Below are 25,429 nucleotides of genomic sequence, written 5' to 3' on the forward strand. Positions count from 1 at the left end.
AATAGAAAAAGAAAGAAGGTACGGCGATGGAATATTTGATTTTAATTCCCGTGGTTGCGGCCACCGCCGCCCTCTGGGCACTGGTGAATCGGGACCGCCGAGGACCGGGCCGGTGCATAGGCTGCGGAAAGTGCGATAAGACCGGAATCTGCATCCTCACCGGAAAACCGTTGGGCGGCGGAAAAAAGAAAGCGGAATAAAAGACAGCATAAAAAACCCGGCGAAAGCGTTTTAAAACGCTTTCGCCGGGTTTTTAACTGTGTTGAAACGCAGACATTCCCGTAGAGGGATTCCGCGCGGCGGGATAAAAAGGAGGAATTACCGCTGATACTCAAACTCGAAGTCGTAGAGCGAAACGGTATCGCCGTCCTGAATACCCATGTCCTCCAACTGCTGATACAGACCCGAGTCCCGCAGGGTCTTGTCGAAGTACATCCGGCTCTCGTAGTCGTTTAGATTCACGTTGCCGATCAGCCGCTGGAGCCACGGGCCGTCCACGACCCAAGTACCGTCGTCCAGCCGCTGAATGTCCAGAGGCTGAGAATAGTCGATAACCGGCGGCTTGGGAACGTATTCCGGCTCGTAAACAACGATGGGCGGCAGGGTGGAAAGCGTCTCACTGACCTTGTTCATCAGCTGTTCCACACCCTTGTGCGCCGCGGCGGAAATCTCAAAGAGCGGATAACCCAGCTTTTCCACATGGGCCCGCAGCCGTTCCAGATTTTCCGGGTCCTCCAGAATATCCGACTTGTTGGCGGCCACAATCTGGGGCCGCTTTTCAAGATCCGCGCTGTACTGGCTCAGTTCGGCGTTGATGGCGTCGAAATCCTGCACCGGGTCCCGCCCCTCGCTGCCGGAGACATCCACCACATGGATCAGCAGACGGCAGCGGTCGATGTGCCGCAGGAAATCGTGACCAAGGCCTGCGCCTTCGCTGGCTCCCTCGATGATGCCGGGAATGTCCGCCAAAACGAAGGAGCGGCCTTCTCCGGCGTATACCACGCCCAAATTGGGGGAGAGGGTGGTGAAGTGATAGTTGGCGATTTTCGGCTGCGCACGGGTCACCACGCTCAAGAGCGTGGATTTCCCCACATTGGGGAAGCCCACCAGACCCACGTCTGCCAGCAGCTTTAACTCCAGCACCACGTCGTGGCTCTCGCCGGGAAGACCGCCCTTGGCGAACCGGGGAACCTGCCGGGTGGGAGTGGCAAAGTGGGAGTTGCCCCAGCCGCCCCGGCCGCCCTTACACAAAACATAGGGTTCGCCGCTCGACATATCTTGAATGATCTCGCCGGACTCCGTGTCCCGGACCAACGTGCCCCGGGGAACCTTGATGATCAGGTTTTCTCCGTCCCGCCCGGATCTGCGGCCGCCCTGACCGTCCATGCCGTTGGGGGCGGAATATTTCCGCTTGTAGCGGAAATCCATCAGGGTGGAGAGATTGTCGTCCACCTGCAAAATGACGGAGCCGCCTTTGCCGCCGTCGCCGCCGTCCGGACCGCCCGCCGCCACGTATTTTTCCCGGTGAAAAGAGACTACGCCGTTTCCGCCGTTGCCCGCACGCACGGTAATGCGGGCCTTGTCAATAAATGAATTTGCCATCGTGTACCTCGCTTTCTCGTTGGCTGGTATGCTCCCCGCGCCCGGCGCGCACCGATCGTCGGGAGCAGATCAGCCTTGTTTCCTAGTATGTCCCATTCGGGGAGAAAAAGGGCCTCGAACGCTTGCGTTCGAGGCCCTTCCATCGTGCTTCAGTTACTGCGCCTCGTAGACAGAGACCTGCTTGCGGTCCTTGCCGAGATGCTCGAAACGGACCACGCCGTTGGCGGTGGCAAACAGCGTGTCATCGCTGCCCTTGCCCACGTTCACACCGGGGTGGATGTGGGTACCGCGCTGACGCACCAAAATGTTGCCCGCCAGGACCTCCTGCCCGTCCGCGCGCTTCACGCCCAGACGCTTGGCGTTGGAATCACGGCCGTTCTTCGTAGAGCCGCCGCCCTTTTTATGAGCAAAAAATTGCAAACCAATGTTCAGCATAAGGAAAACCATCCTTTCCTTTAAAATTTTAGATGGGGAGGGGATCAACCCTCCAAAACTTCAATGTTTTCGGAATACTCGTCGTGGAGCTGGGCGAAATAGACCATCAGACCCGTCAGCATGGACTGACAGCAGCTCTCTGCCTCGGCGGACAGTCCGCCGGGGAGACGAAAGCTGATCTTTGCGGCGTCTTCGTCCACCTTCACAGAGGCCGCAAGGCCCAACACGTCGTTCACCGTGGCATCGACCAGACGCACAGCACTGGTGACGGCGGCGCAGACGATATCGTACCCGGCCTCAGCATATCCGCTGTGTCCGCAAACGGCGAACCCGCAGATGCGGTCGCCCTCCATATGGAACGTAACGGTAGTCATACCTTAGACGGAGATCTTGCCGATCTCAACCTTGGTATAGGGCTGACGATGGCCCTGACGCTTACGATAACCCTTCTTGGCATTGTACTTGAAGATACGAACCTTCTTGCCCTTGCCGTTCTTAACGATGGTAGCCTCCACAGAAGCGCCCGCCACAACGGGAGCGCCAAAGGTGGCCTTGTCCCCGTCAAGGATCGCCAGAACCTGATCGAACTTCACGGTGTCGCCGGCTTCGTTGTCCAGCTTCTCGATGAAGACCACGTCGCCCTCTGCGACCTTGTACTGCTTTCCGCCAGTCTCAATAATTGCATGCATATGTTTCAACTCCTTCAATACGGGCTCGCTGTCGGGGGCGGCGCACAAATGCGCGCACTTCTGCCCATTCAAAGCGGCTTATTAAGTATAACGGCCAAATCCGCCGTTGTCAAGCAGATTTGACCGTTTTTTTGCATATTTTCTGATTATACAGCACTTACCGTCTCACCGGGGCGGAAAATACGAACGATTTGCTCCTGTCTGATCTCCCAGATGTTGCCGCAGACGGTGGGACAGGTTCGCTCCACCGGGTCGAACACTCGCATCCAGCTGTCCCGGACCCGCTGGGTTTCCTCCGGGTATTTCCCGGCGTACCGCCCCTCAAAAAATTCAAAGGAATTTGCAGCGCCGATATCCTGCAGGTGCTTGCGGTAGGCGGCCTCGTCCGCGTCGTTTGCGGGGAGATACCGGTGGTTCAGCACATAGTCCCACTTCGCGTCGTCAAAAAACACCACCTGCTCCTCCGGTGCGTCCACCGCGTATACCACCGTACCTTCAATGGGAGGCAGACAGTTTTTCACGTTTGGTGTACACCAGATGGACAGCTCCGCCCCCTCCGGTTTTGGGACTCGCCGGGCGGCCTGCGCCGCAAACCAGTCGTAGCACTCCAGATAGTGCTTGGACATGTCGCCAAAATGGAGCTGGACGTAGACACGCTGGTTGACAATACGTCCGCCGTGCTCCAGCATCAGCAGAGTTTTGTCGCTCTGGCGGGTATAAAGACGGATGGTACCCATATGCGCCCTCCTTATTTTAATTCAGACAGTGCCTGAGCCAGAGGCAGGACGACTTTTCCCAGATGTTGGACCGCCTGCCCAAAGTCAAAATACTCCGCCGTTTGATTATCCGCAAACAGGTGATCGGACACGGATTTCAGCGCCGCAAATTTCGCGCCGTTGCGCAGGCAGACTTGCGCCACGGCGCAGGCCTCCATTTCCACCACCAGAGGGTGAAAGGTGTCCACGATCCACCGGGCGCGGTCGCCCTTCACGGCGAACCAGTCTCCGGTGGCGACCCGGCCCTTTGCGGCGTCAACACCCTGACCCCGCAGAAGGGACAAGCATGTCTCCGGCTCCCAAGCGGAAAACTCCGTCACGTTCACGGTGGACACAAGGCCGATGGGATCGCCCACGGCGGTGGTGTCCACATCGTGCTGTACCAGCGTGTCCGCCAGAACCAAAGATCCGGTGGGCAGGTCTGTGCAGCAACCGGCCACGCCCGCGTTTAAAATTAAGTCCACGCCAAATCTCTGACAGAGGATTTCGGCGGTGATGGCGGCGTTTACCTTGCCCACGCCGCCCGCGCAGGCGAGAATTCCCGGCGCGGCCTCAAAAAACGGCACGCCGGAGATGGTTTCAAAAGGCTTTAAATCCTTTGCGCCAGGCAGGGCGTGGAATTCAAAGGGCATGGCAAATTGCAGGGCGACTTTCATGAGGTTCCTCCATTTCTAATGTGGCGGGGTGCGTTCCGCGGCTGGCAGGGAAGATCAGCAGGACGGTAATGTACCTGATTGACAGCCCAAGACCGCAGATTGGAATTAATTCATATTATATATTGTAGCACACCCCTTTTACCGGGGCAACCGAAAAAACCCGGAGGGCGTACCCTCCGGGTTTTATGTGGTTTACAGGTGCGGGGAAGCGGGAAAACTTACTTGCACAGAGCCGCGGTGTCCTTGGCAATCATCAGTTCTTCGTCGGTGGGGATCAGCAGAACCTTCACCTTGGAGTCGGCGGTGGAGATGACCGTTTCCTTGCCGCGGACGTTGTTGGCGGCGGCGTCCATCTTCACGCCCATGAAATCCAGATCGGAGGCCACGGCCATGCGGGTGGCAGCGTCGTTCTCGCCCACGCCGGCGGTAAACACGATGGCATCCACCCCGCCCATGGCGGCGGCGTAAGAGCCAATCAGCTTTTTCACGCCGTACTGGAAGGTATCCAGCGCCAGCTGCGCCTGCTGGTTGCCGGCCTTGGCGGCTTCTTCCAGATCACGGAAATCGGAGGAAACCTCGGAAATGCCCTGCACGCCGGACTTCTTATTCAGAATGTTCAGCATCTCGTCAATGCTCAGTTTGTACTTGTTCATCAGGAACTGGAGAATGCCCGCGTCCAGATCGCCGGAACGGGTGCCCATGGGAAGACCGGCCAGCGGAGTGAAGCCCATGGAGGTATCCACACTCTTGCCGCCGTCCACAGCGGTGACGGAAGAGCCGTTGCCCAGATGGCAGGTGATGATCTTCAGCTCTGCGGCAGGCTTGCCCAGCATGGCGGCGGCCCGCTCGGTGACATACTTGTGGCTCGTGCCGTGGAAACCGTACCGCCGCACCTTGTCGTTCTTGTAGTACTCGTAGGGCAGGGCATAGGTAAATGCCTTGGCGGGCATGGTCTGATGGAAGGCGGTGTCGAACACGGCAACCATCGGCACGTTGGGCATGACCTTCTCGCAGGCGCGAATGCCGGTGATGTTGGCGGGATTGTGGAGAGGGGCCAGAGGGACGCACTCCTCAATCGCGGCCATCACCTTGTCGTCGATGCGGACGGACTTGTTGAAGGCCTCGCCACCATGCACCACACGGTGACCCACCGCGTCGATCTCCTTCATAGAGCCGATGACGCCGTTTTTGGGGTCCACCAAAGCGTTCAAAACAGCCTGAATGGCTTCGGAATGGGTGGGCATGGCCACATCCACGGCCTTCAGCGTCTCTTTTCCCTCAATCTGGGGCTTGTAGGTGAACTTGCCGTCGATGCCAATGCGCTCGCACAGGCCCTTGGCCAGCACGACGCCGGTATCCGGGTCCATCAGCTGATACTTCAGGGAAGAACTTCCGGCGTTGATGACGAGAACTTTCATGGTAACTCCTCTTTCTGTGGGCGCTCTTGCAGGCGACCCCAAAATAATGTAAAATAGATCTGCTCTTTCCACGAAAGGGCACACTCTATATTATTATAACAAAGAATTCCCAGGATACAACTGCCAATTTAACCGAATTGTCACTTTTTTGTAATGAAATCGAGGTGAAATCCATGAAGACCGCTGGTATCATAGTAGAATACAATCCGGTTCATTCCGGCCACGCTAACCAAATTGCCCAGACGCGGCGGATTTTGGGCCCGGAAAGCGGGATTGTGTGCTGCATGAGCGGCTGCTGGGTTCAGAGCGCGGCCCCCGCCGTGGCCGACAAGTGGGTGCGGGCGCGGCTGGCGGTGCTGAGTGGAGCGGATCTGGTGATCGAGCTGCCAACGCCTTGGGCCGTGTCCTCGGCAGAGACATTTGCGCTGGGGGGCGTCAGTTTGTTGGCAGCCACCGGCGTGGTGACGCATCTCTGCTTTGGCAGCGAGTGCGGAGAGATCGGGGCGCTGCAGTCCGTGGCGGCGTGTCTGGACTCTGAGGAGTATGCCGCTGGGCTTCGCCGCTTTCTGGATGAGGGAATGCCTTTTGCCGCCTGCCGTCAGGCTGTGGTTACCGGTCTTTTAGGCGGCGAGGCGGGGGCGCTTTTGGAAACCCCCAACAACAACCTCGGGATTGAATACCTGCGGGCGCTGCGCCGCCTGCACGCGGAAGTTTCCCCTGTGACCGTCCGGCGGGAGGGCGCGGGGTATCACGACTGTTCTGCGGCGGATGGGACAAGATTCGTCTCCGCCACGCAGATCCGGCGCTGGCTGTCCGATGGGGAATGGGCGGCAGTTGAACCATATCTGGTCCCCGGCGAGAAGGAACTGTTACAAGCAGCGGATTTGGCGCTGCCTCCGTTTTCCAATGGAGCGGAGCGGGCCTTTTTGGCCCGACTGCGGACTATGACCCCGTCGGACTGGGCGGCGCTGCCTGACAGCGCTTCGGCGGAGGGACTTCCGGACCGTTTGACCCGCGCGGGACGAGATGCCCGGACACTGGAAGAATTTTACGAACTGGCCAAAACAAAGCGTTATCCCCATGCCCGGCTGCGGCGGCTGGTACTGTGGGCCTTTCTGGGCCTGCGGGCAAAGGACCGGCCGGAGCGGCCGCCATACCTGCGGGTGCTGGCGGTGGGTCAGCGGGGGCGGGATATTCTGCGGATCATGAAGCAGACCGCAGCCCTGCCTGTTTTGACGAAACCCGCCCATGTGCGGGAACTTGACGGGATATGTCGGCAGATTTTTGACATCGAAGTCCGGTGTACGGATTTGTACGGCCTGTGCCTGCCCCAGATTCCTCCCGGCGGACGGGAGTGGAGAGAGGGGCCGGCAATCCTCTAAAAAAGGAGAAAATTTATGCAGAAACGGATTCTGCCCGCGCTGGCACTTTCGCTGGCGCTTCTCAGCGGCTGTGCCGATGCAGCGGCTGCTGCCAGAGCTGCGATGTCGCCGGTCGGAGGTTCCACCGGCGCGCTGGGTGCCGCCAATGTGGTGGCCTCGGCGGCGGAGGAGCTGGACTTTGTGCTCAAGAGCGAAGAGAAGTCCGACCAATACACCACGGACGACGGCATAGCGCTTGCCGCGTATCAGTACACGATTCCGGTCCTGCGGGTGGAAACGCAGGACGGCCAAATCCTGAAGACTGCCGCTACTGCGGCGCAGAAGCAGGCGCTGGATGTAGCCACCGCCTTTAACGAGAATTTTACCAACTGGGTGGAAAGTACGGACTTTTCGGGCTTTTTTAATTGGGCGCAGGAAGACTACGCACTGCGCAAGGAGGAGGGGCAAAGCTGGGAAACGCCTTATGACGAGGAATTCACCTATACCTTCTGGCGTTCAGATCGGCTTATCAGCGTGGCGGGAGAATACTACAGCTACACAGGTGGCGTACATCCCAACACGGTGCTGCTGGGCTGGAACTTTGACTTGCAGACAGGCCGGTTTATCCATCCGGCGGTGCTGGGCGCGGATTCTGAGGAATTGCAAACGGCGGTAACAGCGGAGATCATCCGTCAAGCCGACCAGAGGGCCATAGAGGGCGGATACGCACCCACGGAGATGTACTGGGAGGATTATCAGGATATTGCCGCGCGGTGGCCCGATTATGCGGTGGCCTTTTCGGATGGGGGGATGACGGTGACGTTTTCCGCCTATGAGATGGCGTCCTACGCCGCAGGACCCCAGACCTTTGAGATTGACCTCGACTTTTTGAAGCCTTATCTGAGCGAGGACGGGCGCGCCCTGCTGGGCATCCCAGAGGAATAACAAGCATCCGCCGCCGTTTTTTGGCGGCGGATTTTTTGCTTGACACACCTAGAGATACGAGGTATATTGAGCATAGACACTCGAGGTAATTTGCACGGATGATTGCGTTTAAACAGGAGGCGCTATATGGAAAAGAAGCAGAATATAGAACATACCCGGCTGTTGGTGCTGTCCTTGCTGGCGGGAAAGGATCTATACGGATATCAGATGATTGAGGAGCTTTCACGCCGCTCAAACCGCACCTTTGAGATGAAGGAAGGGACGCTGTATCCCGTTCTCCATGGGCTGGAGCGGGATGGGGCGGTGGAGGCCTACATGCAGGAAGCGCCCACGGGCCGAATGCGGAAGTATTACCACCTGACGAAAAAGGGCGGCGCATTGCTGAAAGCTGAGGAGGAGAAGTGGCAGACCTATTCCGGCGCGGTGAACGCGGTGCTGCGTTCCGGCGCGGGCCTTGCCCCCGCGTGAGGGACGGGCCATGGACGAGAGAGAATTCTGCGACCGGGTGCTGGCGCGGCTCCGCCACGCGACGCGGACGGAAAAAGCCGCTGTCCGGGCGGAGCTGGAGGGCCACATAGAGGATCGCGCCGAAGCGTTAACGAAAGCCGGGTATGACCATGAGGCGGCCATGGCGCGGGCGGCGGAGGTGATGGGCAATCCGGAGGAGATCGGCGGAGCGCTGGATAAGCAGTATCCGCTGGGCTGGCTGATCCTCAGCCGGGTGAGTTTGATTTTTTCGATTTTGCTGGCGGTTTCCCTTGTTACTTCTCTGCACAGTGTGGCGGAGCTGCGGGACAGTGTGGAGGCTCGTACCAACCCTGCGGCAGGGCTGCGCAGCGGTTCTGTCACCGGGACGTATATTTACTCAGTGGATCTGCGGGCCGATGTGGGCAACGACGTTCTGCGGGTTTTTCAGCTGGGGCTGACGCTGCGGCCAGATGGGCAAACCGGAGTTGCCAGCGTGGCGCTGTGCAATTACGATCAGAATGTGTTCGGGGCCGCATCCCAGATTTTAATCGACAATACGACCTATGAGACGGAATCCGGCGGAGAACTGATGCCGGCAGGCGGCAGCGGCGGAGGCGGTTCCGGCGCGCAGTACTGGGTGGCGGATGGAATTGATGTCAGCCGGACAGACGAATATCTGGCGGTGTGCTACGACCGCTTCGGAGAGACGGCCCGGTTGGAAGTGCCGCTGGATTGGGAGGGGATGCTGTCATGAAAAAAGCAAAGGAACAGACCATCCCCACACGAAAGCGCAAAGCGCTCCGCCGCACCGCTGTTTTTCTGGCGTTATTGGCGCTCGGCGGACTGTTCAGCTATGGCCGTGCATTTCCTGCGAGGGCGGTCCGCTATACAGAGGAAACCTACAATATCGGACGGACGCAGGTGGTGAAGCGTCTGCTGCCGCCGAAGGAATTGAAACTGGGGACCGCGCTCTTTTATCTGACCGAGAACGAACATGCTCTATTGGTCAGCGCTGTGCGATTCTATCCGCTGTACGGCTGGGTGGACGCTGGCGGTGGGTTTGTGGACTGTGCCAAAGACGCGCCCATCCATGTGGGCGCGTGGAGTGTCTCCCGGATGGGAAACGAGAACGACAAGGGGGTGCAATACCTCTTTGGCCGAATCGACGATCCAGCGGTGTCTTCCATCAATGTACGGGTCTGCTGGCGGGACTTCAACGTTGAAGAAGAAGTTTACAACACGGCGTTCATCGTTGCAACAGCTGCGGAAGATTGGACACAGAAGGATGGAAAGCGGTATTTTGTCTGTCAGTACGATGGGGACTGGAAACCGTTTCAGGATACTTACCACTCGTCGATGTATTACTTTTCCGACGCGTTGGACGCCGAGGGTCGTGTCCTTTATACCCAGTCCCATGAGGAGACGGGCATCGGTTCGTCGGCACTCGGCTGACCGTATAGGCGCACAAAACCGGAGGGCCGCATTTGCGGTGTCCTCCGGTTTTGCTGTGCGCGGAGCATTGCTCCGAGCCGCTTGGTTATCCTTTCAGCTGATGCAGAAGGTTTTCGGCAAACTTGTCCAGCCGCTCCTCGATGCCCGGCAGTTTCATTGCCGCGCCTGCGTCGTTGGCGGTTTCCAGCATACAAAAGCCGGGCGGCAGATAGAATCCCTTGTTCATGCAAAGCGCGCCCACCAGCTGCCGCGCCACGATATCTCCCCCGGAGTATCCGGACACCACGATGCCAAACAGCGCTTTGCCGGAAAAACTGGTGGTGCGATACAGCGCCGTCAGCCGGTTGATCGCCGCCGTCAGGTTGGCGGACACCGCATCGTTGTAATTGGGACAGAGGAGAATCACACCGTCCGCCTGCCGGACGGCGGGGTACACATTCTCCACGATCACGCCGCCGTAAAAGCACCCGCCCTTTTCCCCGAAGTGGAGGCAGGCAGTGTAGGGACAGCCTCGGCAGTCCTCCAGCGTGCCGTTGCGAAGGCCGATCTCCGTGACGGTGCAGGCGTCTCCCAGCCGTTTTCGGACAGCGCCCCAGAGTGCCAGCGTGTTGGATGTGGCGTGGTTGGAGGCGTGAAGTACCAAGAGATTCGGCTTTTCCAGCCTTGGCGGAGAGAAGTCTAAAATCCGTCCCGCCAGATTCCGAACAGCCAGATGGTAGGCCGTCTCCAGATCGCAGTCCGCCAACTTCGCCTGAACGGCAAAGTTGGCGAGGGACCCAATGGCCTCCACCAGTGGACGGCCCGGAAAGGTGCAGCCCGCCATGTTGGCCGCCAGCACCAGTTCTCGGGCCGCGGCTTTCGTGTAAAGGTCCCCCGGCCCGTCCACCATCACGCCGCCCACGCATCCGTACAGACAACCCGGATGGGTACGCAAAAAGGCCAGCAGGTCATAGTATTCATGATTCACGCCGCTCTCGTCCAGCGGTACGGCGAATAAAATTGCCCGGTTTTCCAACGGCCCGTCCAGCCGAGTCAGGATTTCACAGGGAATGCCGTTCAGACCCGCCCGCAGCGCCAGCGCGTACCGCTGCGATGCGGTTTTGCCAGGACAAATCAGGGTCAGCATACGCCCATCTCCTTATAAAATTGCTTTCAGTGTTGTTTCCGTCTCTTTCAAGCGCTGAAACAGTTCGTCCGGCAGGTTCAGAGATTCCGTCTCCAATCCGTTGGCAGTATAACGATTCCTCACGCCGAACCAAACGCCCCCAAGGCACACGGACCCGCAATGCCACTCCCCTCGTAATGTGAGCAGCAGCTGCATGGCCCCGGAGGAGACGGCGGGGGCGACAAAGGGCTTGAACCCCAGCTCCCGGATGCGGAGGTTAGCGGTTTTCACCTGCTTTGTCAGCTCCTGAGAGATTTGGTCGTCATATTTTTTGATGGAATTTGCAATCACCAGCCCATTCCCGTGGGGGCCGAAGCTGCGCCCGTCCGTAAGAAAAGTGAGATAGCGGAGATCGGTCTGGGCCAGAGCCGCGGCTCTGGCGTTCATCACGCCCAGTCCAAAACCCTGCACCTGCTCGGCCAGCAGTCCCTTTCCGTCCCACTGTCCATCCTCTCCGGCGTTGGAGGCGAAATATGCCGCTTTGCACAGTGGGTCCACTGGGTCGGACAGCACCGCGAACAGCCCGTCAAACTTGGCCTTGCGGGCCTGCCGGGCATAGGATTCCACCAGCGGGCGGTTGGCGGCGAACTGGGCCATCCGTACGTCCTGCACCGAACTTCCCACCGCCGGAACGGATTTCGCAGCGGCAAATAAGAACACATCGCAGTCGAAAAGCCGCTCGGGAAGCACAGCCTCCACCTTCGGCAGCGACTCGTATTCCCACGGCCACGAAATCTGGCTCATCTCCGCCACCCACCGGGCCACCGTGTTCTCGTTCAGATCACAGATGCCGATGGAGCCGATGCACTCGCCGCCCAGCAGCTTCAGCGCCGTCAGCAGGATGCCGCCCACATCGCCCACCGCCAGCAGGTTTACCCGCTTTCTGATGGGCCGCCGCCGATTCGCGTTTGCCGCAATCTCTTCCCAGCGGGGATGGCGGAAGTTGATGGCCCGCAGTTCTCCAGCCTCCAGCCGGTGACGGATGTCTTCCGGCAGGTCGGGAACAGGCGCTTCGATACGGCGGCTGTCCAGCCATTCCACGCCGTCCGTTTTGGCGGTGAGATGGCGGGGGTCTGTGACCAGAAAGCTGGCCCGGCGGTTTTCCGGCGGACGGTTGATGAGAAACGTCACCTCCTCATCCGTTCGCGGCGGTGAGCAGGAGAGCAGCGCGAGGCTTTCCAACGCCGCGTATTTTTTGTTTTGGTAGGTGTAGTAATACATGCAATCAATCCTCTCCGTAAGGAAGTAGCTCAACCGGCGCGTCATCCGCCCGGGTATACAGCCTTCCGTCCTTGGAATAAAAGGTTTCGTTATCCGCGTCGCAGTCCACCCGATAATGCACGCGCCAGATGGCGCCGGCGCCCGACTGCTCTCGATAGAGCGTGTTCGCTGCCGCCGTGGGAATGGAGGACAGGCATGCTCCCAGATGGAGACTGACGGTCAAGTCCCGCACCGGTGCGGTGGGATACTGCTCCTGTATCTGCTCCAGCAGATCAAAGCCACTGGACTGTCCTCCTCCTCCGCCCATTGGCAGCAAGGGGCCGAAGCCGCTGGGTACATCTCTGCTAAAAAAACCACCCAGCTTTGTGATGCGGAGGGTTCTGGAAGAATGGGAAAGTTTCACGGTGTCCGGAATGACAACAGAGATCTCGGATGCCTTTCCGTCCCATTCAAAACCGGCGACAAAGACACGGCCGCTCATATAGTTTGGGCAATAGTGTATACCCCCAATGTGTTCGGAGTGCTCGACATGATAGAAAAACGCGCTGTCCCGGTTGATGAAAAGGATCGCCAGCAGGATCACTGCGGCTCCCGCCAGCAGGCAGATCACAAGCCGTCGTTTCCTCACGGTTTCACGCCCTTTCCAGCTCCCGCATCCGCAGCAGCATTTTCAGGTCGTTTTCAAGGCACTGGGAGGCGGACAGGTTCATATCATAGCCCAAGCACACACCCTTATCAGGCGCCAGCGGCAGGATCACCGCCTCGCTGAGCCGGGAGAGCGTCAGGTTCCGGGCAAAGGTGCGGCGATACTCTGTCTCCAGCGTCAGCAGGATGTCACGGGCGTTTTCGATGCAGACACGGGAGAAGTTGAACACCGCCTTTTGGGTGCAGCTGCGATAAAATCTGGGGTAAACGTAGGGCAGAATCATGTTGACCGACGGCGTCAACTGGGGTTGGTCACCCGAGGAGCGGGCCACGGTGTCTCCGCCGATGAAGGGATACATGGTGGACTCCACAAACCAGGCGCGCATGTTGGGGACGAAATACACGCAGTCCACATTCCGTCCCTTGGACACAATCAAATCCCGGCCCCGCCCGGAAAGAAGGCCCACCAGCACCCGGTCAATCTCCACGTCCTCCGCCCGGAACAGCGGGTCCAGCGCGCTGATGCGGTTGCCGGAATGAAGCAGGTCGTCCACCAGAATCACGGGGCGGTGAAAGGACTTCAGGGTCCGAATCTGACTGGGGAGCGGCGCGTACCGGGGAAACGCCTCGATGGTGAAGGAATTGAGATCCGGCGCAAACACTTTGTCGGTGTGAATGGTTTTGGTGACGGTGTTGGGAATGGCGTTGCCACGGAGAATTTTTCCGAAAGGAACGCACATTTTCTCGCCCAATACCCGGGGGTGGGTGGGTTCCGAGGGAACGTTGTTCAGTTCCACGATGCGGCCCACCAGCCGGTGGTAGATTACCTCCGCGTTCAGTGACAGCACCAATACGCCGGGATAGAGATCACAGATGGCCCGTTGAAAATTCTCGTGGCCCTTTCGCACGGCGGCAAGAACCGCCGGATTGGAGGCAAACGGCTCTTTCAGAGTGGTGGGGATGTTCTGAATCAGTACAGAGGGAGAGCGCATGTCGACCAGCAACAGCGGACTCGTTCCACTGGGCGGTCCGGGGCGAAAACCCTGCCGCTGGAGCAGGTCCAGCGTTTCTGGATCGGATTGGTCTGCGGTGGGATACCATACAGCGTATCCGCAGTCGGACGCCATAGACCGGCTCAACGCCTCCGTCAGCAAAAGCTGGCCCACATCGTAGGTCCCGCCGGAGCCTTTCGCGGTGTACAGTCCCGTCAAAAGGGCGATGCGTCCGGCAGTCCGCTCCCGGACGTAATTGGCGAGATTCGCGTCTCCCAGCGCGTCGTAAAGCGTGGCGGTGTTCACTGTCCGCAGCGTCAGAAAACCCAGAATTCTGGGGCGGGGTCCTTGTGCCCGGAGAACCATGAAGGAATCTCCCGGTTCCAACCGGGGCGGCAGGGAGCGGCCTTCGCTGACTGCGGCGGAAAGATCCTCCATCAAGGCCCGGTCCGGCCGCTCCACAAAGGAGAAATCCAGATCGCTGGCCCGCAAGAGCTGCTTATACTGCGGCTCCCTCAGGTACAGGCTGTTGCGGTAGATATAGTCCTGCACGGTGGGGTCCACCAGATTGGAGATGTCCCGGCCCAGATCAATGTTTTCCCGAATGCGGGTGGAGCTGATATCCTCCAAATGGGTGGGCAGCTCCAATTGCAGGACCTTACCCTTGATGCACCGCAGGTCGGGGTCAATTTCGTGGCCCTCTGCGTCGCTGGAACGGCGAAACACGATGTGGTTGAGAAACTGCACGGACCCCTCCGTGGGGGCCGCGCGATAGGACGAGGCGTTGGCCACTACGTCAGACCCCACGGCCAGATACAACTCCCGTCCTGCGAAGACCTCCCGCAATCGGTTCAGGCTCCGTGAATCCGCCAGATTCACGGGAATGTCGTGGGGGAAAAGGTATACGCCGAACTGGTCCGCCACGGACATGGACACGATCTGCCGCCGGATGAGAGATGGCTGGGCTTTTTTCGACCAAGAGAATTCGTCAATGGCGAGATACACCTCGAATCCCCGGTCCCGGATGGCCTGCACAATGCCCTTGTGGGACAGCGAGAAGGGGTCGAAGGTGCCTGGGAAAAACGCCGCCGCAGGCGGCTGGGGGAAATGGAATGGCCCGTCGTCCAGCAGGTGGGACAAAATGAAACGGTAGATGTGGGAGAGCGTGGCGGCAGTATAGAAAAATGTCAGCTCCCGTTCATCGCTCTCATTCATCAGGAATAGGATTTTTTTCGCCATCAGGACGAACAGAGCATCCTTGTCCTCAAATTCCAGCGCGCCGGAGGCAAACAGACCGTCGCCCAAAATGTGGAGCGTGGTCTGGCGGACGGATTCACGGCAGGAGGCCAGCCCCCGCAGCAAAAGCCCCGCCAGACGGGTGCGCCGCTGAACGACGGCGTAATCGTCCTCCTGAAACCGCGCGGCGTACACCGCGTAATATTCCAGCATGGAGCCGATGGTCCGCAGGGCGGCGGACACCACTCCCGCGTTGGGGGAGGAGAGGAGAAATTCCATTTGGCCGATGACCTCATCCAGCTCTCTGGGGTGGAGCCACAGGGAGAACCGGCCCAGATATTCGGGGATATACTTGGAGCTGTCCACGTCTCCTGTTTCCAGAGATTTGGAAAGCTCCACGGCGATCTCGTTCCGCCGGTCCGGCGTGAGGAGGGAGGCAAGGCTCAAAAGAGACGCGCCCGCCACCTGCCGCACCACCACGTTTTCACTGACCTTCATCAGGTTGGAGAAGTGGGTGGCGATGTGCAGCACGTTCTGATGACCTCCCTGTTCCACCTGCTCCAGCAGATACTCCACGCCCACGGCCTTTAAAAGCCAAGGAGTGGCAGTTTTCAGGTTGTCCAGAAACACATTGCTGATGGCGCTTTGACGGCGCAAAAACGCCTCCTGCTCCGCCATGTCCAGTCCGAACCGGCGGCACAGCTGGGTTTGCAAAAACAGCAGGGGAATGCTGATGCCGCATTCCGCTTCCGCGGCGGCAGTACAGATGCTCTCCCGCTCTGGCGCGTCCTCGGGCAGCGCCTCCAGCAGATGACGCAGCAGACGCATGGCGGCGGCCTTCTGCGCCTCGCCGCCGTTTGCCAGCCAGTAGATGGCAAAGTCTGCAAAGGTCTTTAAGTTTTCCTCGCTGCATTGGGAGAGAGGGAAGTTAACCACGGTGTCCAGCAGGGCGAAAGCGGCGCCGTCTTCCACGGCGCGGGGATCAGCATAGTGGCGGAACAGCTCCGCCGCAAAAATCTCGCCATCTGCCCGGGAAGCGTGGGACAGCAGGGAGTCCACCGCCAGCTTTGCGGCATAGCGAATCCTGCTGACCTGCACGGGCGTGAGCCGCCGGTCGGGGTAGATCAGCCGGGCCAGATACTCCTTCCATAAAGCGAAGGGCCGCCGGTCCGCCGGGTCCGGCTCCGCCCCAGAGGGCAGTTCCTTTTTATAGCCGGAGTTAAACCCCGCCAGCACCCGGCCCATCAGCGCCGCCGCCTGACGGCGCACGCCCCCGTCGGGAATCAGCAGCAGATCATAGAGAAATTCCAGCGTCTGCTCCTTTTGGGACGCGGACCAATAGGTGAAGTATTCCTCAAAGATGCCGAGATACGCACCCAGCCGCGCGGCGTTTTGCTCGCTGCGGGCGGATTCCAGAATGTTGGCGAACAGCTGCTCGTGACCCAGCCGGTGCATCAGCCGCAGGTTGTGATCCACCGCCGTCAGCCGCAGAGCTGTTACCACCTGCTGGGGGCGCATCAGCGCCGGGTCCGTTTTGGGCGGGGGCGGCGTGTTGGCTCCGGAGAGAGTTGCATCCGCACCAAAGGAGCAGATATAGTCCTCGAAGTCCACCAGTTTTGCATAAACATGGCGGTAGCGCAGCTCTTTCACATAGTTTACGTTGTCCAGCTTGCTCAGAATGACGTCGAAGGCCTCCTGAAGGGAGTAAATCCGGGCGATCTCCTGCCCGCTCTCGTCCCGGGACTGCTTCACCCGAAAATCCGCGTAGACCAGCGCCAAAGACTCCGAGGACAGGTTCTCCAGTTCCAAATCCCATACGGAGTGATTGGCCGCAATATGACCGATGGTTTCAAGGCCCCGCTGGGTGAACCACTGATCCGTATAGTGGTAGTGGAGATAGGGGACGCGTTCGCCGGGCTTGCAGCCGAATTTTCCAATGTCGTGTCCCGCCGCTGCGCCGGAGAGCAGAGGCAGGTCCACGCACCCGCCTGTGGCGTAATAGGGCCGCATAACGCTCATGGCGACATGATGGACTCCCGCGATGTGTTCCAGTGTGCGGAAAGGGGTCACTTCACGGCCAAGGCGCATGGCCTCGTAAACGTATTCCCCCCGAAAGCGCACCAGAAACTGCCGGTATTCCTCGGCAGTGCTGCTGTGGGCCAGCTCCTCTTCCGTACAAAAGGCAAAGTCGAACTGCGGATCGAAGGGGAGCGCCTCCCGCTCCGCGTCAAACAGTACCTGTAAAATGTTCAGGTAGCAAAGGGCCGCATCCCGCTGCTTGGCGGTGTGCTCCACGTCCGCCTCGTCATAGAGCAGGGAAACTGCCACATGATAGGCATAGACCATCCAGCCCTCCTTGGGCGGAGGCGTCAGCCGGTTCAAAAGCGGCAGGGCCATCTCCAATACCTGATCGCAGGTCAGCCGCTGCTCAAAGGGCAGCAGAACGTTCAGCGGTCCTTCCCACTCCTGCGGTATCACCAGCGCGGCGGCGTCCGCCCCGCTCATAGCCAGCTTGCGCAGAAAGGTCTGCGCCTCAAAAGCGCCCAACAGGGCCTCGGTCAGCGATTTAACAGTGTCCATGATCGTTCCTCCGTTTCGCGCGCAAAAGCGCGCGTTTTCGGCGCGGTAGCCGCATGGGGCAGCCGATTTACCCGTAATAAGTAATTCTATTATACAGCGCTTTTTCCCGGCAAAAAAGGACGCCGCCGCTATTTCTTTAGCTTTGGCGGACTATCTGAATTTCAACCGGATTTTTAGGGGAAATTACAATATGCAGATCAAATATACGGAGAATAAAAGACTGCGGGCTTACGCCCGCAGTCTTTTATTCTCCGCTATGAAGTAAAATGCTCGTGGTTGAAAATGTGGTCCTCGCAGAAGCAGTGATACCCCGCACAGCGGGAGCAATACCGGAACTGGAGGTTGGGATAGTCCGTATCCGTCCGTCCGCAGACGCTGCACTTGTGGTGATAGCCCTGTTCCCGGGCCTTTTTTGCCTGCTGCTTGGCGGCGTCCTTGAACTGAATGGTCTGGTGGGAATTGCGGTGAGCGGCATAGCCCCGATGGCGGGCCACTGCATCGGAAATTTCCGACCAGAAGAAGACGAAGAAGTTCAGCAGTGCCACCACCGGCAGCAGTGCGCCAATCAGGTTCAGTCGGAACGCTGCCCCCAGAATGTCCACGGCGAATAGTGCTCCGTCCAGCCATGCCAGCCACTTGACTTTGATAGGTATAATAAAGAACAAAAGCACCTGCATGTCCGGATAGAGCGCTGCAAAGGCGAAGAACATGGACATGTTGATGTAGTAGGTGCCCCAAACGGTGCCGTTGCCCCCGGTCAGATAGACGATAAAGCCTGTCAGAACCGTCAGTACCATGCCGCAGAGATAGTACAACGTGAATTTCGGTGTGCCCCATTCCCGTTCCAGCATACTGCCAATCCAGAAGTAGAAATATAGGGAGATGGCCAGCGTGAAGAGATTGGTGCTGCCCGGAACAAAGATGAATGTTACCAGCCGCCAAATCTCCCCGTGAAGCACCGCGCCGGGATCAAAACCGAGAAAGGCGATTGCCCCGTAGTTGCTGAAGCGGAGCAGGAGAAACGCGATCAGGTTGCCCACCACGATGAATTTCATCAGATTGGGAATGCCAAACCGGGGATGGGAGTAAGCAAACCGGTCCACGGCTTCGTTGAGTTTTTTCAATGAAGGACCCTCCAAGCATACAGGTAAAATCAATGGTAAATATTATAACCAGATTCCGGGGAAAAGTCATGTATAATTTTTGAATTTCTGCTTTTTTCCGGTTTTTTCGCAAAAACGACAATTTCTCGGAAATATCTATTGACAATCCGGGAAAGATTCTATATGCTATTATACACAATTAAATACCTTATCAAGAGTGGCGGAGGGAACGGCCCGATGAAACCACGGCAACCTGTCTTTGACAAGGTGCCAAATCCGACGGAATCCGACAGATGAGGAGCAAAAGAACTTTTGCGTACTTTCTATGTCGGAAAGTGCGCGTTTTTTATGCTTCAACGTGCCGCCGCATTGCGGCGGGGCCAAAAGAAAGGAAGATCATTATGGCAAGACACTATCTCTTTACCTCTGAATCCGTGACCGAGGGTCACCCCGACAAAATCTGCGACCAGATTTCCGACGCGGTTCTGGACGCGATTCTGGAGCAGGACCCACAGGGCCGCGTGGCCTGCGAAACCACGGCCTGCACCGGATTGATCCACGTCATGGGAGAGATCACCACCAGCTGCTATGTGGACATCCCCAAGATTGCCCGGGAAGTCGTCCGGGAGATTGGTTATGACCGGGGCAAGTATGGCTTTGACTGCGACACCTGCGCCGTGGTCACCTCTATCGACGAACAGTCCGACGATATCGCGCTGGGCGTGGACAAGTCACTGGAGAGCAAGGAAACCGGCGACAGTGAGCTTTCCAACGGCGCGGGCGATCAGGGCATGATGTTCGGCTATGCCTGCGACGAGACGCCGGAGCTGATGCCCCTGCCCCTGTCTCTGGCGCAGAAGCTGGCGATGCGCTTGACGGCGGTGCGCAAGAGCGGACAGCTTAAGTATCTCCGCCCTGACGGCAAGAGCCAGGTCACCGTGGAATACGACGAGAACAACCGCCCCGTCCGGGTGGACACCGTGGTGGTTTCCACCCAGCACGACCCGGACGTGTCTCTGGACACCATCCGCAAGGATATGATCGAGCAGGTCATCAAAGCCGTCATCCCCGCCGACATGCTGGACGGCGACACGAAATACTATGTGAACCCCACTGGTCGTTTCGTCAAGGGCGGCCCGGCGGCGGACGCGGGCCTGACCGGACGGAAGATCATCGTGGATACCTACGGCGGCAGCGCTCCCCATGGCGGCGGCTGCTTCTCCGGCAAGGACCCTACCAAGGTGGACCGCTCCGCGGCCTACGCCGCGCGTTATGTGGCGAAAAACATCGTGGCGGCGGGGCTTGCAAAGCGCTGCCAGGTGGAGCTGGCCTATGCCATCGGCGTGGCCCAGCCCGTCAGCATTCTGGTGGATACCTTCGGCACCGGAACGGTGGGCGACGACAAGCTGGAGACGGCTGTGCGCAAGGTCTTTGACCTGCGCCCCACAGCCATCATCCGCGACCTCGACCTGCGCAAGCCCATCTACCGCAAGCTGGCGGCGTATGGCCACATGGGCCGCACGGACCTCGGCGTAAAGTGGGAGGACACCGACCGGGCGGACGCTCTGAAGACCGCCATTCAGTAAGAACTATCGAACTATAAGGCGCTCCGGGGATGTTTCTATCCTCGGAGCGCTTTTGCAGACTTGCCGTAGGCGGGGGATTGTGGTAAGATGCCAAATGTCATCACGAGGGGAAAAGGAACGTTTATGAAGAAAAACCAGCTTGCCCGCGGAGCCATTTATCTGGCGGGAATCGTGATTCTGGCGGTGGGTGTAACCACGAATACGTTCACGGGCCTTGGCGTTTCCGCCATTGTCTCCGTGCCGTACAGCATTTCCGTCATCTGGGGAATCCCGTTGGGCGTGGTGACGTTTTGCTATTACTGCGCCTGCGTCGCTTTGCAGGCGCTGATCGGGTGGCGCTTCAGCAAGCCGCTGATTTTGGCCCTGCAAATTCCCATGGCGCTGCTGACCAGCAGCTTGATCGGCTGGCTCAGCGCGGCTCTGCCGTTTGCCCCGCAGACGGCGGCGGGGCGGTTTGCCCTGCTGGCGCTGGCGATTCTGCTCACCGGCGTGGGCGGGGCTATGATCGTGGATATGGCGCTGGTTCCCAATCCCGCCGATGCGCTGGCGGATGTGATCGGAAAGGCGCTGGACAGGGGCTTTGGTTTTGGCAAGAACGTGCTGGACGCGCTGGCGGTGGCATTGACCTGTACCATCGGACTTGTGACGCTTGGACGGGTGGTGGGCGTCCAGATCGGGACGGTGTGCTGCGCGATCCTGATTGGACGCGTCATCGCGGTGTTTAATCATTTTTTACACGCGCACCTGCGCCGCTTGGCGGGACTTTCCGATGCGGCGCGGCCACGCGAAGAAATTGAATCAACTGAAATGGAATGAGGCAGACTGATGTTTAAAACGGCTATTTTTGACTTGGACGGAACTCTTTTGAATACGCTGGGCGATCTGACGGACGCCAGCAATTATATCTGCGCACAAAACGGCTGGCCCACCTTTACAGAGGAGCAAATCCGCCACATGGTGGGCAACGGCAATGCAAAACTGGTGGAGCGGTTTACGCCGGAAAACCAGCGGACGCCGGAGTGCTTGGCAAGGTCGATGGAACAGTTCATGGCCTATTATGATATTCACAAAATGGACCGAACGGCCCCGTATCCCGGCGTGGCGGAGGCCGTGGCGGCTCTGCGTGGCGCGGGCATAAAGACTGCGGTTTTCTCCAATAAGGCAGATGCGCTTTGCCCCGCGCTGGTGCGGCATTATTTCGGCGATGTATTCGATATCGTCCGGGGCAAGCGGGACGGCGTACCCGCCAAGCCGGACCCCACAGGAGTCTATGCGCTGATGGAGGAACTGGGAGCGGAGAAGGCGAGCACCGTTTACGTGGGCGACAGCGACGTGGACGTGTTAACCGGGCACAATGCAGGACTAAAGGTCTGCGGCGTGATCTGGGGCTTCCGGGGCCGGGAGGAGCTGGCCCGGGCCGGCGCGGAACTGTTGGCGGAGACTGGGGAAGAGCTGGCAGAGCTGCTGCTGAGATAAGCACGACGCTTACTGCCCCATGCCGGTTTCGGTTGACCGATGGTGAAAAATAGGATATAGTGTGCATGTTGCATCAATTGCATATTTAAGGAGTGGTATCATGCCGGGTATCTCTGTAATCGTCCCTGTGTATCAGGCAAAAAAATATGTTGAAAAATGTGTGGAAAGTGTCAAAAACCAGACGTTTTCCGACTGGGAGCTGCTGCTGGTGGACGATGGCTGCACAGACGGCTCGTCGCTTTTGTGCGACCAGTGCGCCGCCGGGGATGGCCGTATCCGGGTGTTCCATAAGAAAAAGAACGGCGGCGTCAGCGCTGCGCGTAATCTGGCGCTGGAGGAGGCCAAAGGCGACTACATCGCGTTTTTGGACGTGGACGACCGGTATGAGAGCCAATGTCTGGAGATTATGTGGAACCTGCGGCTCCAATCGGACGCCGACAGCGCGGCCTGCGCCCATCTGAACCTGTGGAGTGACGGGACGAAGCAGGCGGAGCTGACGCTTCCCGCCGGTGTATATGACGCGGCGGGCATCCAAGAGGGCATTGTGGGTCCTCTGCTGGGCGACCGGCTCACGCAGCCGGTGTTCAACGGCTTTATCTGGCGGTTCCTGTTTTCTCGGGAAATTCTGCGTAAGGCCCATATCACCTTTGAGGGTGCGTATCTGGAGGACGAGTTGTTTTTGATGGAGTATTTCTGCCACGCCCAAAAACTTGCCGTGACGGAACAGCCCCTCTATCGCTATTTCCACAACCCTTCCTCCGCCACCCACAAGTACATGGCGGACTTTATGCAGGTCTTCGGGCGTTTTATGGAGCGGAAAGAGGAGCTGGTGAAGCGAAACGGGCTGGAATCCCTACGTCCTCAGTGGCGGGAGAATTCCAACTGGGCAGGTCTTTTGATCGCCATCGGCAATGAGTACGCCCGTGGAAACGAGAAGCCCGTCCGGCAAAAGCAGCGGGCGGTGCAGGCCCTATGCCAGCGCCCCGAGATGGCGAAGGCCATTGAAACGCTGACGCCCGAGGGCGTGTCGTCCAACAAGCAGCTGGTGGTCAAGCTGGTGAAGGGAAAGCATTTCTTCACGCTGACCCAAATGTACCGTCTGAAAAACGGCATCTGAAGAAACGGGGAAAGTTTATCCATGTTTTCCATTCAAGAAAGTACTCTTTTTGCTTTCTGGACAGCGCTGTGCGCGGTCTATGAGGAAAGTGCGCTCCACCGCTTTTTGGCGGCGGCGGGCCGCTGGTGCAACCGGCAGATTGATTCGTCCCGGATTCTGGCCGTTTTGTGCCGGGAGGGGGCCGTGGCCCGGGCGTGGGACGGAAGTCTCACCTGCCGGGGACTGAGCTTTTTGGTCAACCTGCCCGGAAATCTGCTCCACCGATTATATACTGCGTTTTCGCGGCAGTTCGATCAGAGCATGTTTGCGTCTCTGGCGTTTGCCATGGGGCATGAGACAGCCATCGGAGAATCTTGGGTTATCATGGCTCTGTGGGTCATCCCTTTTGAGCGGTGGAACAACGCCTATAATCTGCTGGGCTTCGCGGCTCTGCTGCTGTTGTTTTACGCTGGGTCCATGCGCCGATACGAGACGTTCCGGCTGGATGTGAAGTCCGTGGGTCCCTATGCGGCGGGCATGTTTCTGGCAGTGGTGCTGGGCGTGGTCCTGTCCGCGTATCCCAGTCTCTCTGCCCGTTTTTTAATGTATCATACTGTGTGCCTTCTGTGCGTATTGGTGACGGTGAGCGCCGTTCGGAACGCGGACGATCTCAAGCGCCTTGCCGCCGGAGGAAGCGTGGTGGTTCTGGTTTCGTCGCTGTACGCGGTGTATCAGCGCATTCAGGGCGTGGAGATCAACAAGTCCTATGTGGATTTGGACGCGAACGCCGGAATGCCGGGGCGGGTGGAGTCCTTTTTCGATAACCCCAACACCTTTGCCCAAGTGCTGATTTTGTTGCTGCCCATCGTGCTGGGCCTGATGCTGTGCGCGAAGCGGCCAATTTTCAAGCTGATTGCTGCCGGTATTTTTGTCGTGGGCGCCGGAGCGCTGGGCATGACCTATTCCCGGGCCAGCTGGGTGGGCATTGCCTGCGCCATGGCCGTGGCGGTGTTTTTGTGGAAACCGAAGATGATCCCGCTGTTCATCATCGGGTGTCTGCTGGCGATTCCTCTGCTGCCAAGCAGCATTCTCAACCGCGTTTTGTCCATTACCAATACCTCGGACAGTTCCACCTCCAGCCGTGTTCCCCTCTATCAGGCGGCCGTTGCCACGATTGAACGGGCCCCCGTCACCGGCGCGGGACTGGGCACTGCCGCTGTGCAGGCGTTTATCAAGGAGAACAACCTCTACCACGCGAAGGCCCCCTTTGTCCATGCCCACAATATTTATTTGCAGATTTGGATTGAGGCGGGACTGCTGGGGATTGTGTCCTTTGTGGGGGCAATGCTGCTGAATATTAAAAACGCGGCCCGGGCCGTGCGTCACTGCGGCGATTCCGCCGCCCGCACGCTTACCTGCGCCGCCGCGTCCGCTCTTTGCGGAATGCTGGTCTGCGGTCTTGCGGACTACCCTTGGAACTATCCCAGAGTCATGAGCATCTTCTGGTTTGTCTTTGCGCTGTGCATTGCCGGAACGAAGCTGTGCCGCCAGTCTGAACAAGAGGAGGAAAGCCGGTGACAGAGCAGCTTTTGCAGTTTCTAATCGTCTGCCCGCTGGTGTTTCTGGCAGGATTTGTGGATGCGATTGCCGGGGGTGGGGGACTGATCTCCCTGCCGGCCTATCTCATCACAGGGCTTCCGGTTCATAACGCCATCGCCACCAACAAGACCTCCTCCGCGATGGGCACCGCCATTGCCACGCTGCGGTATGCCCGCAGCGGCTACATCCCCTGGCGGGAGGCATCCGCCGGGATTGTTTTCGCTCTGGTTGGCTCTACATTGGGGGCCAAGCTGGCACTGATGCTGAATGACGGCATCTTTCGCATCGTTATGCTGGTGGTCCTGCCGCTCACGGCAATGTACGTCCTGCGGGGCAAGGCCTTGCAGGAGGCGGAGGAGCGCGAGGCCTATCCGATGCGCAAGACGCTTGTCATCGTGATGGCGGCGGCGCTGCTGATCGGCGTGTACGACGGATTTTACGGTCCCGGGACCGGCACGTTCCTCATCCTGATTCTCACCGGTGCGGCCCACATGGACCTGCGCAAGGCCAACGGCGTTACCAAGGCCATCAATCTGGCAACCAACGTTGCGGCGCTGGCGGTCTATCTGCTGAACGGAAAGGTGCTGCTTCCGCTGGGGCTGACGGCGGGCGTATTCAGTATTGCCGGAAACTACATTGGCGCGCGATTCTTCTCCAGTAAGGGAGCAAAGTCTGTAAAACCTGTGATTTTAATTGTGCTGACCATCTTTTTTGTTCGAGAGCTGCTTCAGATTCTGGGGTGACGACGAAAGAACCGGAGCGCCGCGGCCCGCACAACGGACCGCGGCGCTTGACGCATTGCCGTCCGTGGGAGACGTGCTCCCCCCTGCGGCGAGGACTCCGATTCCTGCGGGCGGCTCATCCTCTCTCGCAGAACCACTTTTTTCGTGGAGAAACGGGGAATGAAAGCCTTGCGCCGCTCCATGGA

At 58.8% G+C, this 25,429-nt stretch carries 24 protein-coding genes and 1 riboswitch; of the genes, 12 read left to right on the plus strand and 12 right to left on the minus strand.

Features of this window, described 5'->3' with window-relative positions; genetic code table 11:
- Positions 1 to 26: 26 nt before the first annotated feature.
- A complete protein-coding gene (locus ON16_RS15735; protein ID WP_158441601.1) occupies positions 27 to 200 on the plus strand; it encodes a hypothetical protein in 174 nt (57 codons plus the stop codon).
- 118 nt (positions 201 to 318) lie between these two features.
- Here the strand turns inward: ON16_RS15735 and obgE are convergent, their stop codons facing one another.
- The 7 genes from obgE to ON16_RS02895 form a co-directional block, all read right to left on the minus strand.
- Positions 319 to 1,602 (minus strand): GTPase ObgE, encoded by a 1,284-nt coding sequence (obgE, locus tag ON16_RS02865; protein ID WP_040659210.1) that lies wholly within the window; start codon positions 1,600 to 1,602, stop codon positions 319 to 321.
- Positions 1,603 to 1,755: 153 nt separating this feature from the next.
- Entirely contained in the window at positions 1,756 to 2,037 is a 282-nt protein-coding gene (rpmA, locus tag ON16_RS02870; RefSeq protein ID WP_040659212.1) for a 50S ribosomal protein L27, read from the minus strand.
- A 44-nt stretch (positions 2,038 to 2,081) separates the two neighbouring features.
- A complete protein-coding gene (locus tag ON16_RS02875; RefSeq protein WP_040659214.1) occupies positions 2,082 to 2,411 on the minus strand; it encodes a ribosomal-processing cysteine protease Prp in 330 nt (109 codons plus the stop codon).
- 3 nt (positions 2,412 to 2,414) lie between these two features.
- Complete coding sequence (rplU, locus tag ON16_RS02880) at positions 2,415 to 2,726, minus strand: 50S ribosomal protein L21 (protein WP_040659216.1); 312 nt, start codon at positions 2,724 to 2,726, stop codon at positions 2,415 to 2,417.
- 146 nt (positions 2,727 to 2,872) lie between these two features.
- On the minus strand, positions 2,873 to 3,463 hold the full coding sequence (locus ON16_RS02885; RefSeq protein ID WP_040659219.1) for a DUF3841 domain-containing protein: 591 nt from the start codon (positions 3,461 to 3,463) through the stop codon (positions 2,873 to 2,875).
- 11 nt (positions 3,464 to 3,474) lie between these two features.
- Positions 3,475 to 4,158: a 5'-methylthioadenosine/S-adenosylhomocysteine nucleosidase gene (gene mtnN, locus ON16_RS02890; RefSeq protein WP_040659220.1), complete on the minus strand. Its 684-nt coding sequence runs from the start codon at positions 4,156 to 4,158 to the stop codon at positions 3,475 to 3,477.
- A gap of 218 nt (positions 4,159 to 4,376) precedes the next feature.
- Positions 4,377 to 5,576 (minus strand): acetate/propionate family kinase, encoded by a 1,200-nt coding sequence (locus ON16_RS02895; protein WP_040659222.1) that lies wholly within the window; start codon positions 5,574 to 5,576, stop codon positions 4,377 to 4,379.
- A gap of 173 nt (positions 5,577 to 5,749) precedes the next feature.
- Here ON16_RS02895 and ON16_RS02900 point away from each other — a divergent pair, with 173 nt between their 5' ends.
- From ON16_RS02900 to ON16_RS02920, 5 genes are all read left to right on the plus strand, one after another.
- A complete protein-coding gene (locus tag ON16_RS02900) occupies positions 5,750 to 6,958 on the plus strand; it encodes a tRNA(Met) cytidine acetate ligase (RefSeq protein WP_040659224.1) in 1,209 nt (402 codons plus the stop codon).
- A gap of 15 nt (positions 6,959 to 6,973) precedes the next feature.
- Positions 6,974 to 7,882, plus strand: coding sequence for a DUF3298 and DUF4163 domain-containing protein (locus tag ON16_RS02905; protein ID WP_040659226.1), 909 nt, complete (start codon positions 6,974 to 6,976; stop codon positions 7,880 to 7,882).
- 126 nt (positions 7,883 to 8,008) lie between these two features.
- Positions 8,009 to 8,350 carry a PadR family transcriptional regulator gene (locus tag ON16_RS02910; protein ID WP_040659228.1) on the plus strand — a complete coding sequence of 114 codons (342 nt, stop codon included), beginning with the start codon at positions 8,009 to 8,011 and terminating at the stop codon, positions 8,348 to 8,350.
- Between the two features lie 10 nt (positions 8,351 to 8,360).
- Complete coding sequence (locus ON16_RS02915; RefSeq protein ID WP_040659230.1) at positions 8,361 to 9,104, plus strand: permease prefix domain 1-containing protein; 744 nt, start codon at positions 8,361 to 8,363, stop codon at positions 9,102 to 9,104.
- Positions 9,101 to 9,802: a hypothetical protein gene (locus ON16_RS02920; RefSeq protein ID WP_040659232.1), complete on the plus strand. Its 702-nt coding sequence runs from the start codon at positions 9,101 to 9,103 to the stop codon at positions 9,800 to 9,802. Before ON16_RS02915 ends, ON16_RS02920 begins: the two co-directional genes overlap by 4 nt.
- A gap of 85 nt (positions 9,803 to 9,887) precedes the next feature.
- Here ON16_RS02920 and ON16_RS02925 read toward each other — a convergent pair whose 3' ends face one another.
- The 5 genes from ON16_RS02925 to ON16_RS02945 all read right to left on the minus strand — a co-directional run bounded on the left by ON16_RS02925 (position 9,888) and on the right by ON16_RS02945 (position 18,765).
- Positions 9,888 to 10,928 (minus strand): NAD(P)H-dependent oxidoreductase, encoded by a 1,041-nt coding sequence (locus ON16_RS02925; RefSeq protein WP_040659234.1) that lies wholly within the window; start codon positions 10,926 to 10,928, stop codon positions 9,888 to 9,890.
- Between the two features lie 12 nt (positions 10,929 to 10,940).
- A complete protein-coding gene (locus ON16_RS02930; RefSeq protein WP_040659236.1) occupies positions 10,941 to 12,188 on the minus strand; it encodes a lactate dehydrogenase in 1,248 nt (415 codons plus the stop codon).
- 4 nt (positions 12,189 to 12,192) lie between these two features.
- The gene (locus tag ON16_RS02935; protein WP_144032037.1) at positions 12,193 to 12,816 is read right to left on the minus strand and encodes a hypothetical protein; all 624 of its coding nucleotides are present in this window, start codon (positions 12,814 to 12,816) and stop codon (positions 12,193 to 12,195) included.
- Positions 12,817 to 12,820: 4 nt separating this feature from the next.
- The gene (locus ON16_RS02940) at positions 12,821 to 17,641 is read right to left on the minus strand and encodes a nicotinate-nicotinamide nucleotide adenylyltransferase (RefSeq protein ID WP_051131495.1); all 4,821 of its coding nucleotides are present in this window, start codon (positions 17,639 to 17,641) and stop codon (positions 12,821 to 12,823) included.
- A gap of 254 nt (positions 17,642 to 17,895) precedes the next feature.
- Positions 17,896 to 18,765, minus strand: a complete 870-nt coding sequence (locus ON16_RS02945) for a rhomboid family intramembrane serine protease (protein WP_051131496.1) — start codon at positions 18,763 to 18,765, stop codon at positions 17,896 to 17,898.
- A 184-nt stretch (positions 18,766 to 18,949) separates the two neighbouring features.
- A riboswitch (SAM riboswitch) is annotated at positions 18,950 to 19,044 on the plus strand.
- Positions 19,045 to 19,145: 101 nt separating this feature from the next.
- On the opposite strand from ON16_RS02945, the gene metK reads away from it, so the two are divergent.
- From metK to ON16_RS02975, 6 genes are all read left to right on the plus strand, one after another.
- Positions 19,146 to 20,330 carry a methionine adenosyltransferase gene (gene metK / locus ON16_RS02950; protein ID WP_040659240.1) on the plus strand — a complete coding sequence of 395 codons (1,185 nt, stop codon included), beginning with the start codon at positions 19,146 to 19,148 and terminating at the stop codon, positions 20,328 to 20,330.
- Positions 20,331 to 20,453: 123 nt separating this feature from the next.
- Positions 20,454 to 21,146, plus strand: a complete 693-nt coding sequence (locus ON16_RS02955; protein ID WP_051131497.1) for a DUF6198 family protein — start codon at positions 20,454 to 20,456, stop codon at positions 21,144 to 21,146.
- Positions 21,147 to 21,155: 9 nt separating this feature from the next.
- Positions 21,156 to 21,806 carry an HAD family hydrolase gene (locus tag ON16_RS02960; protein ID WP_040659242.1) on the plus strand — a complete coding sequence of 217 codons (651 nt, stop codon included), beginning with the start codon at positions 21,156 to 21,158 and terminating at the stop codon, positions 21,804 to 21,806.
- 100 nt (positions 21,807 to 21,906) lie between these two features.
- Positions 21,907 to 22,923 (plus strand): glycosyltransferase family 2 protein, encoded by a 1,017-nt coding sequence (locus tag ON16_RS02965; RefSeq protein ID WP_040659244.1) that lies wholly within the window; start codon positions 21,907 to 21,909, stop codon positions 22,921 to 22,923.
- A 21-nt stretch (positions 22,924 to 22,944) separates the two neighbouring features.
- Positions 22,945 to 24,480, plus strand: coding sequence for an O-antigen ligase family protein (locus ON16_RS02970; RefSeq protein ID WP_040659246.1), 1,536 nt, complete (start codon positions 22,945 to 22,947; stop codon positions 24,478 to 24,480).
- Positions 24,477 to 25,244: a sulfite exporter TauE/SafE family protein gene (locus ON16_RS02975; RefSeq protein ID WP_040659248.1), complete on the plus strand. Its 768-nt coding sequence runs from the start codon at positions 24,477 to 24,479 to the stop codon at positions 25,242 to 25,244. Before ON16_RS02970 ends, ON16_RS02975 begins: the two co-directional genes overlap by 4 nt.
- Positions 25,245 to 25,429 lie beyond the last annotated feature (185 nt).

The organism is Oscillibacter ruminantium GH1 (assembly GCF_000307265.1).
GTDB lineage: Bacteria > Bacillota > Clostridia > Oscillospirales > Oscillospiraceae > Oscillibacter > Oscillibacter ruminantium.

What these genes read in the sequence shown, in the direction of transcription:
- ON16_RS15735 (WP_158441601.1), top strand. Translation starts at nt 27, where the DNA reads ATGGAATATTTGATTTTAATTCCCGTGGTTGCGGCCACCGCCGCCCTC.
- obgE (WP_040659210.1), bottom strand. Translation starts at nt 1,602, where the DNA reads ATGGCAAATTCATTTATTGACAAGGCCCGCATTACCGTGCGTGCGGGC.
- rpmA (WP_040659212.1), bottom strand. Translation starts at nt 2,037, where the DNA reads ATGCTGAACATTGGTTTGCAATTTTTTGCTCATAAAAAGGGCGGCGGC.
- ON16_RS02875 (WP_040659214.1), bottom strand. Translation starts at nt 2,411, where the DNA reads ATGACTACCGTTACGTTCCATATGGAGGGCGACCGCATCTGCGGGTTC.
- rplU (WP_040659216.1), bottom strand. Translation starts at nt 2,726, where the DNA reads ATGCATGCAATTATTGAGACTGGCGGAAAGCAGTACAAGGTCGCAGAG.
- ON16_RS02885 (WP_040659219.1), bottom strand. Translation starts at nt 3,463, where the DNA reads ATGGGTACCATCCGTCTTTATACCCGCCAGAGCGACAAAACTCTGCTG.
- mtnN (WP_040659220.1), bottom strand. Translation starts at nt 4,158, where the DNA reads ATGAAAGTCGCCCTGCAATTTGCCATGCCCTTTGAATTCCACGCCCTG.
- ON16_RS02895 (WP_040659222.1), bottom strand. Translation starts at nt 5,576, where the DNA reads ATGAAAGTTCTCGTCATCAACGCCGGAAGTTCTTCCCTGAAGTATCAG.
- ON16_RS02900 (WP_040659224.1), top strand. Translation starts at nt 5,750, where the DNA reads ATGAAGACCGCTGGTATCATAGTAGAATACAATCCGGTTCATTCCGGC.
- ON16_RS02905 (WP_040659226.1), top strand. Translation starts at nt 6,974, where the DNA reads ATGCAGAAACGGATTCTGCCCGCGCTGGCACTTTCGCTGGCGCTTCTC.
- ON16_RS02910 (WP_040659228.1), top strand. Translation starts at nt 8,009, where the DNA reads ATGGAAAAGAAGCAGAATATAGAACATACCCGGCTGTTGGTGCTGTCC.
- ON16_RS02915 (WP_040659230.1), top strand. Translation starts at nt 8,361, where the DNA reads ATGGACGAGAGAGAATTCTGCGACCGGGTGCTGGCGCGGCTCCGCCAC.
- ON16_RS02920 (WP_040659232.1), top strand. Translation starts at nt 9,101, where the DNA reads ATGAAAAAAGCAAAGGAACAGACCATCCCCACACGAAAGCGCAAAGCG.
- ON16_RS02925 (WP_040659234.1), bottom strand. Translation starts at nt 10,928, where the DNA reads ATGCTGACCCTGATTTGTCCTGGCAAAACCGCATCGCAGCGGTACGCG.
- ON16_RS02930 (WP_040659236.1), bottom strand. Translation starts at nt 12,188, where the DNA reads ATGTATTACTACACCTACCAAAACAAAAAATACGCGGCGTTGGAAAGC.
- ON16_RS02940 (WP_051131495.1), bottom strand. Translation starts at nt 17,641, where the DNA reads ATGGACACTGTTAAATCGCTGACCGAGGCCCTGTTGGGCGCTTTTGAG.
- metK (WP_040659240.1), top strand. Translation starts at nt 19,146, where the DNA reads ATGGCAAGACACTATCTCTTTACCTCTGAATCCGTGACCGAGGGTCAC.
- ON16_RS02955 (WP_051131497.1), top strand. Translation starts at nt 20,454, where the DNA reads ATGAAGAAAAACCAGCTTGCCCGCGGAGCCATTTATCTGGCGGGAATC.
- ON16_RS02960 (WP_040659242.1), top strand. Translation starts at nt 21,156, where the DNA reads ATGTTTAAAACGGCTATTTTTGACTTGGACGGAACTCTTTTGAATACG.
- ON16_RS02965 (WP_040659244.1), top strand. Translation starts at nt 21,907, where the DNA reads ATGCCGGGTATCTCTGTAATCGTCCCTGTGTATCAGGCAAAAAAATAT.
- ON16_RS02970 (WP_040659246.1), top strand. Translation starts at nt 22,945, where the DNA reads ATGTTTTCCATTCAAGAAAGTACTCTTTTTGCTTTCTGGACAGCGCTG.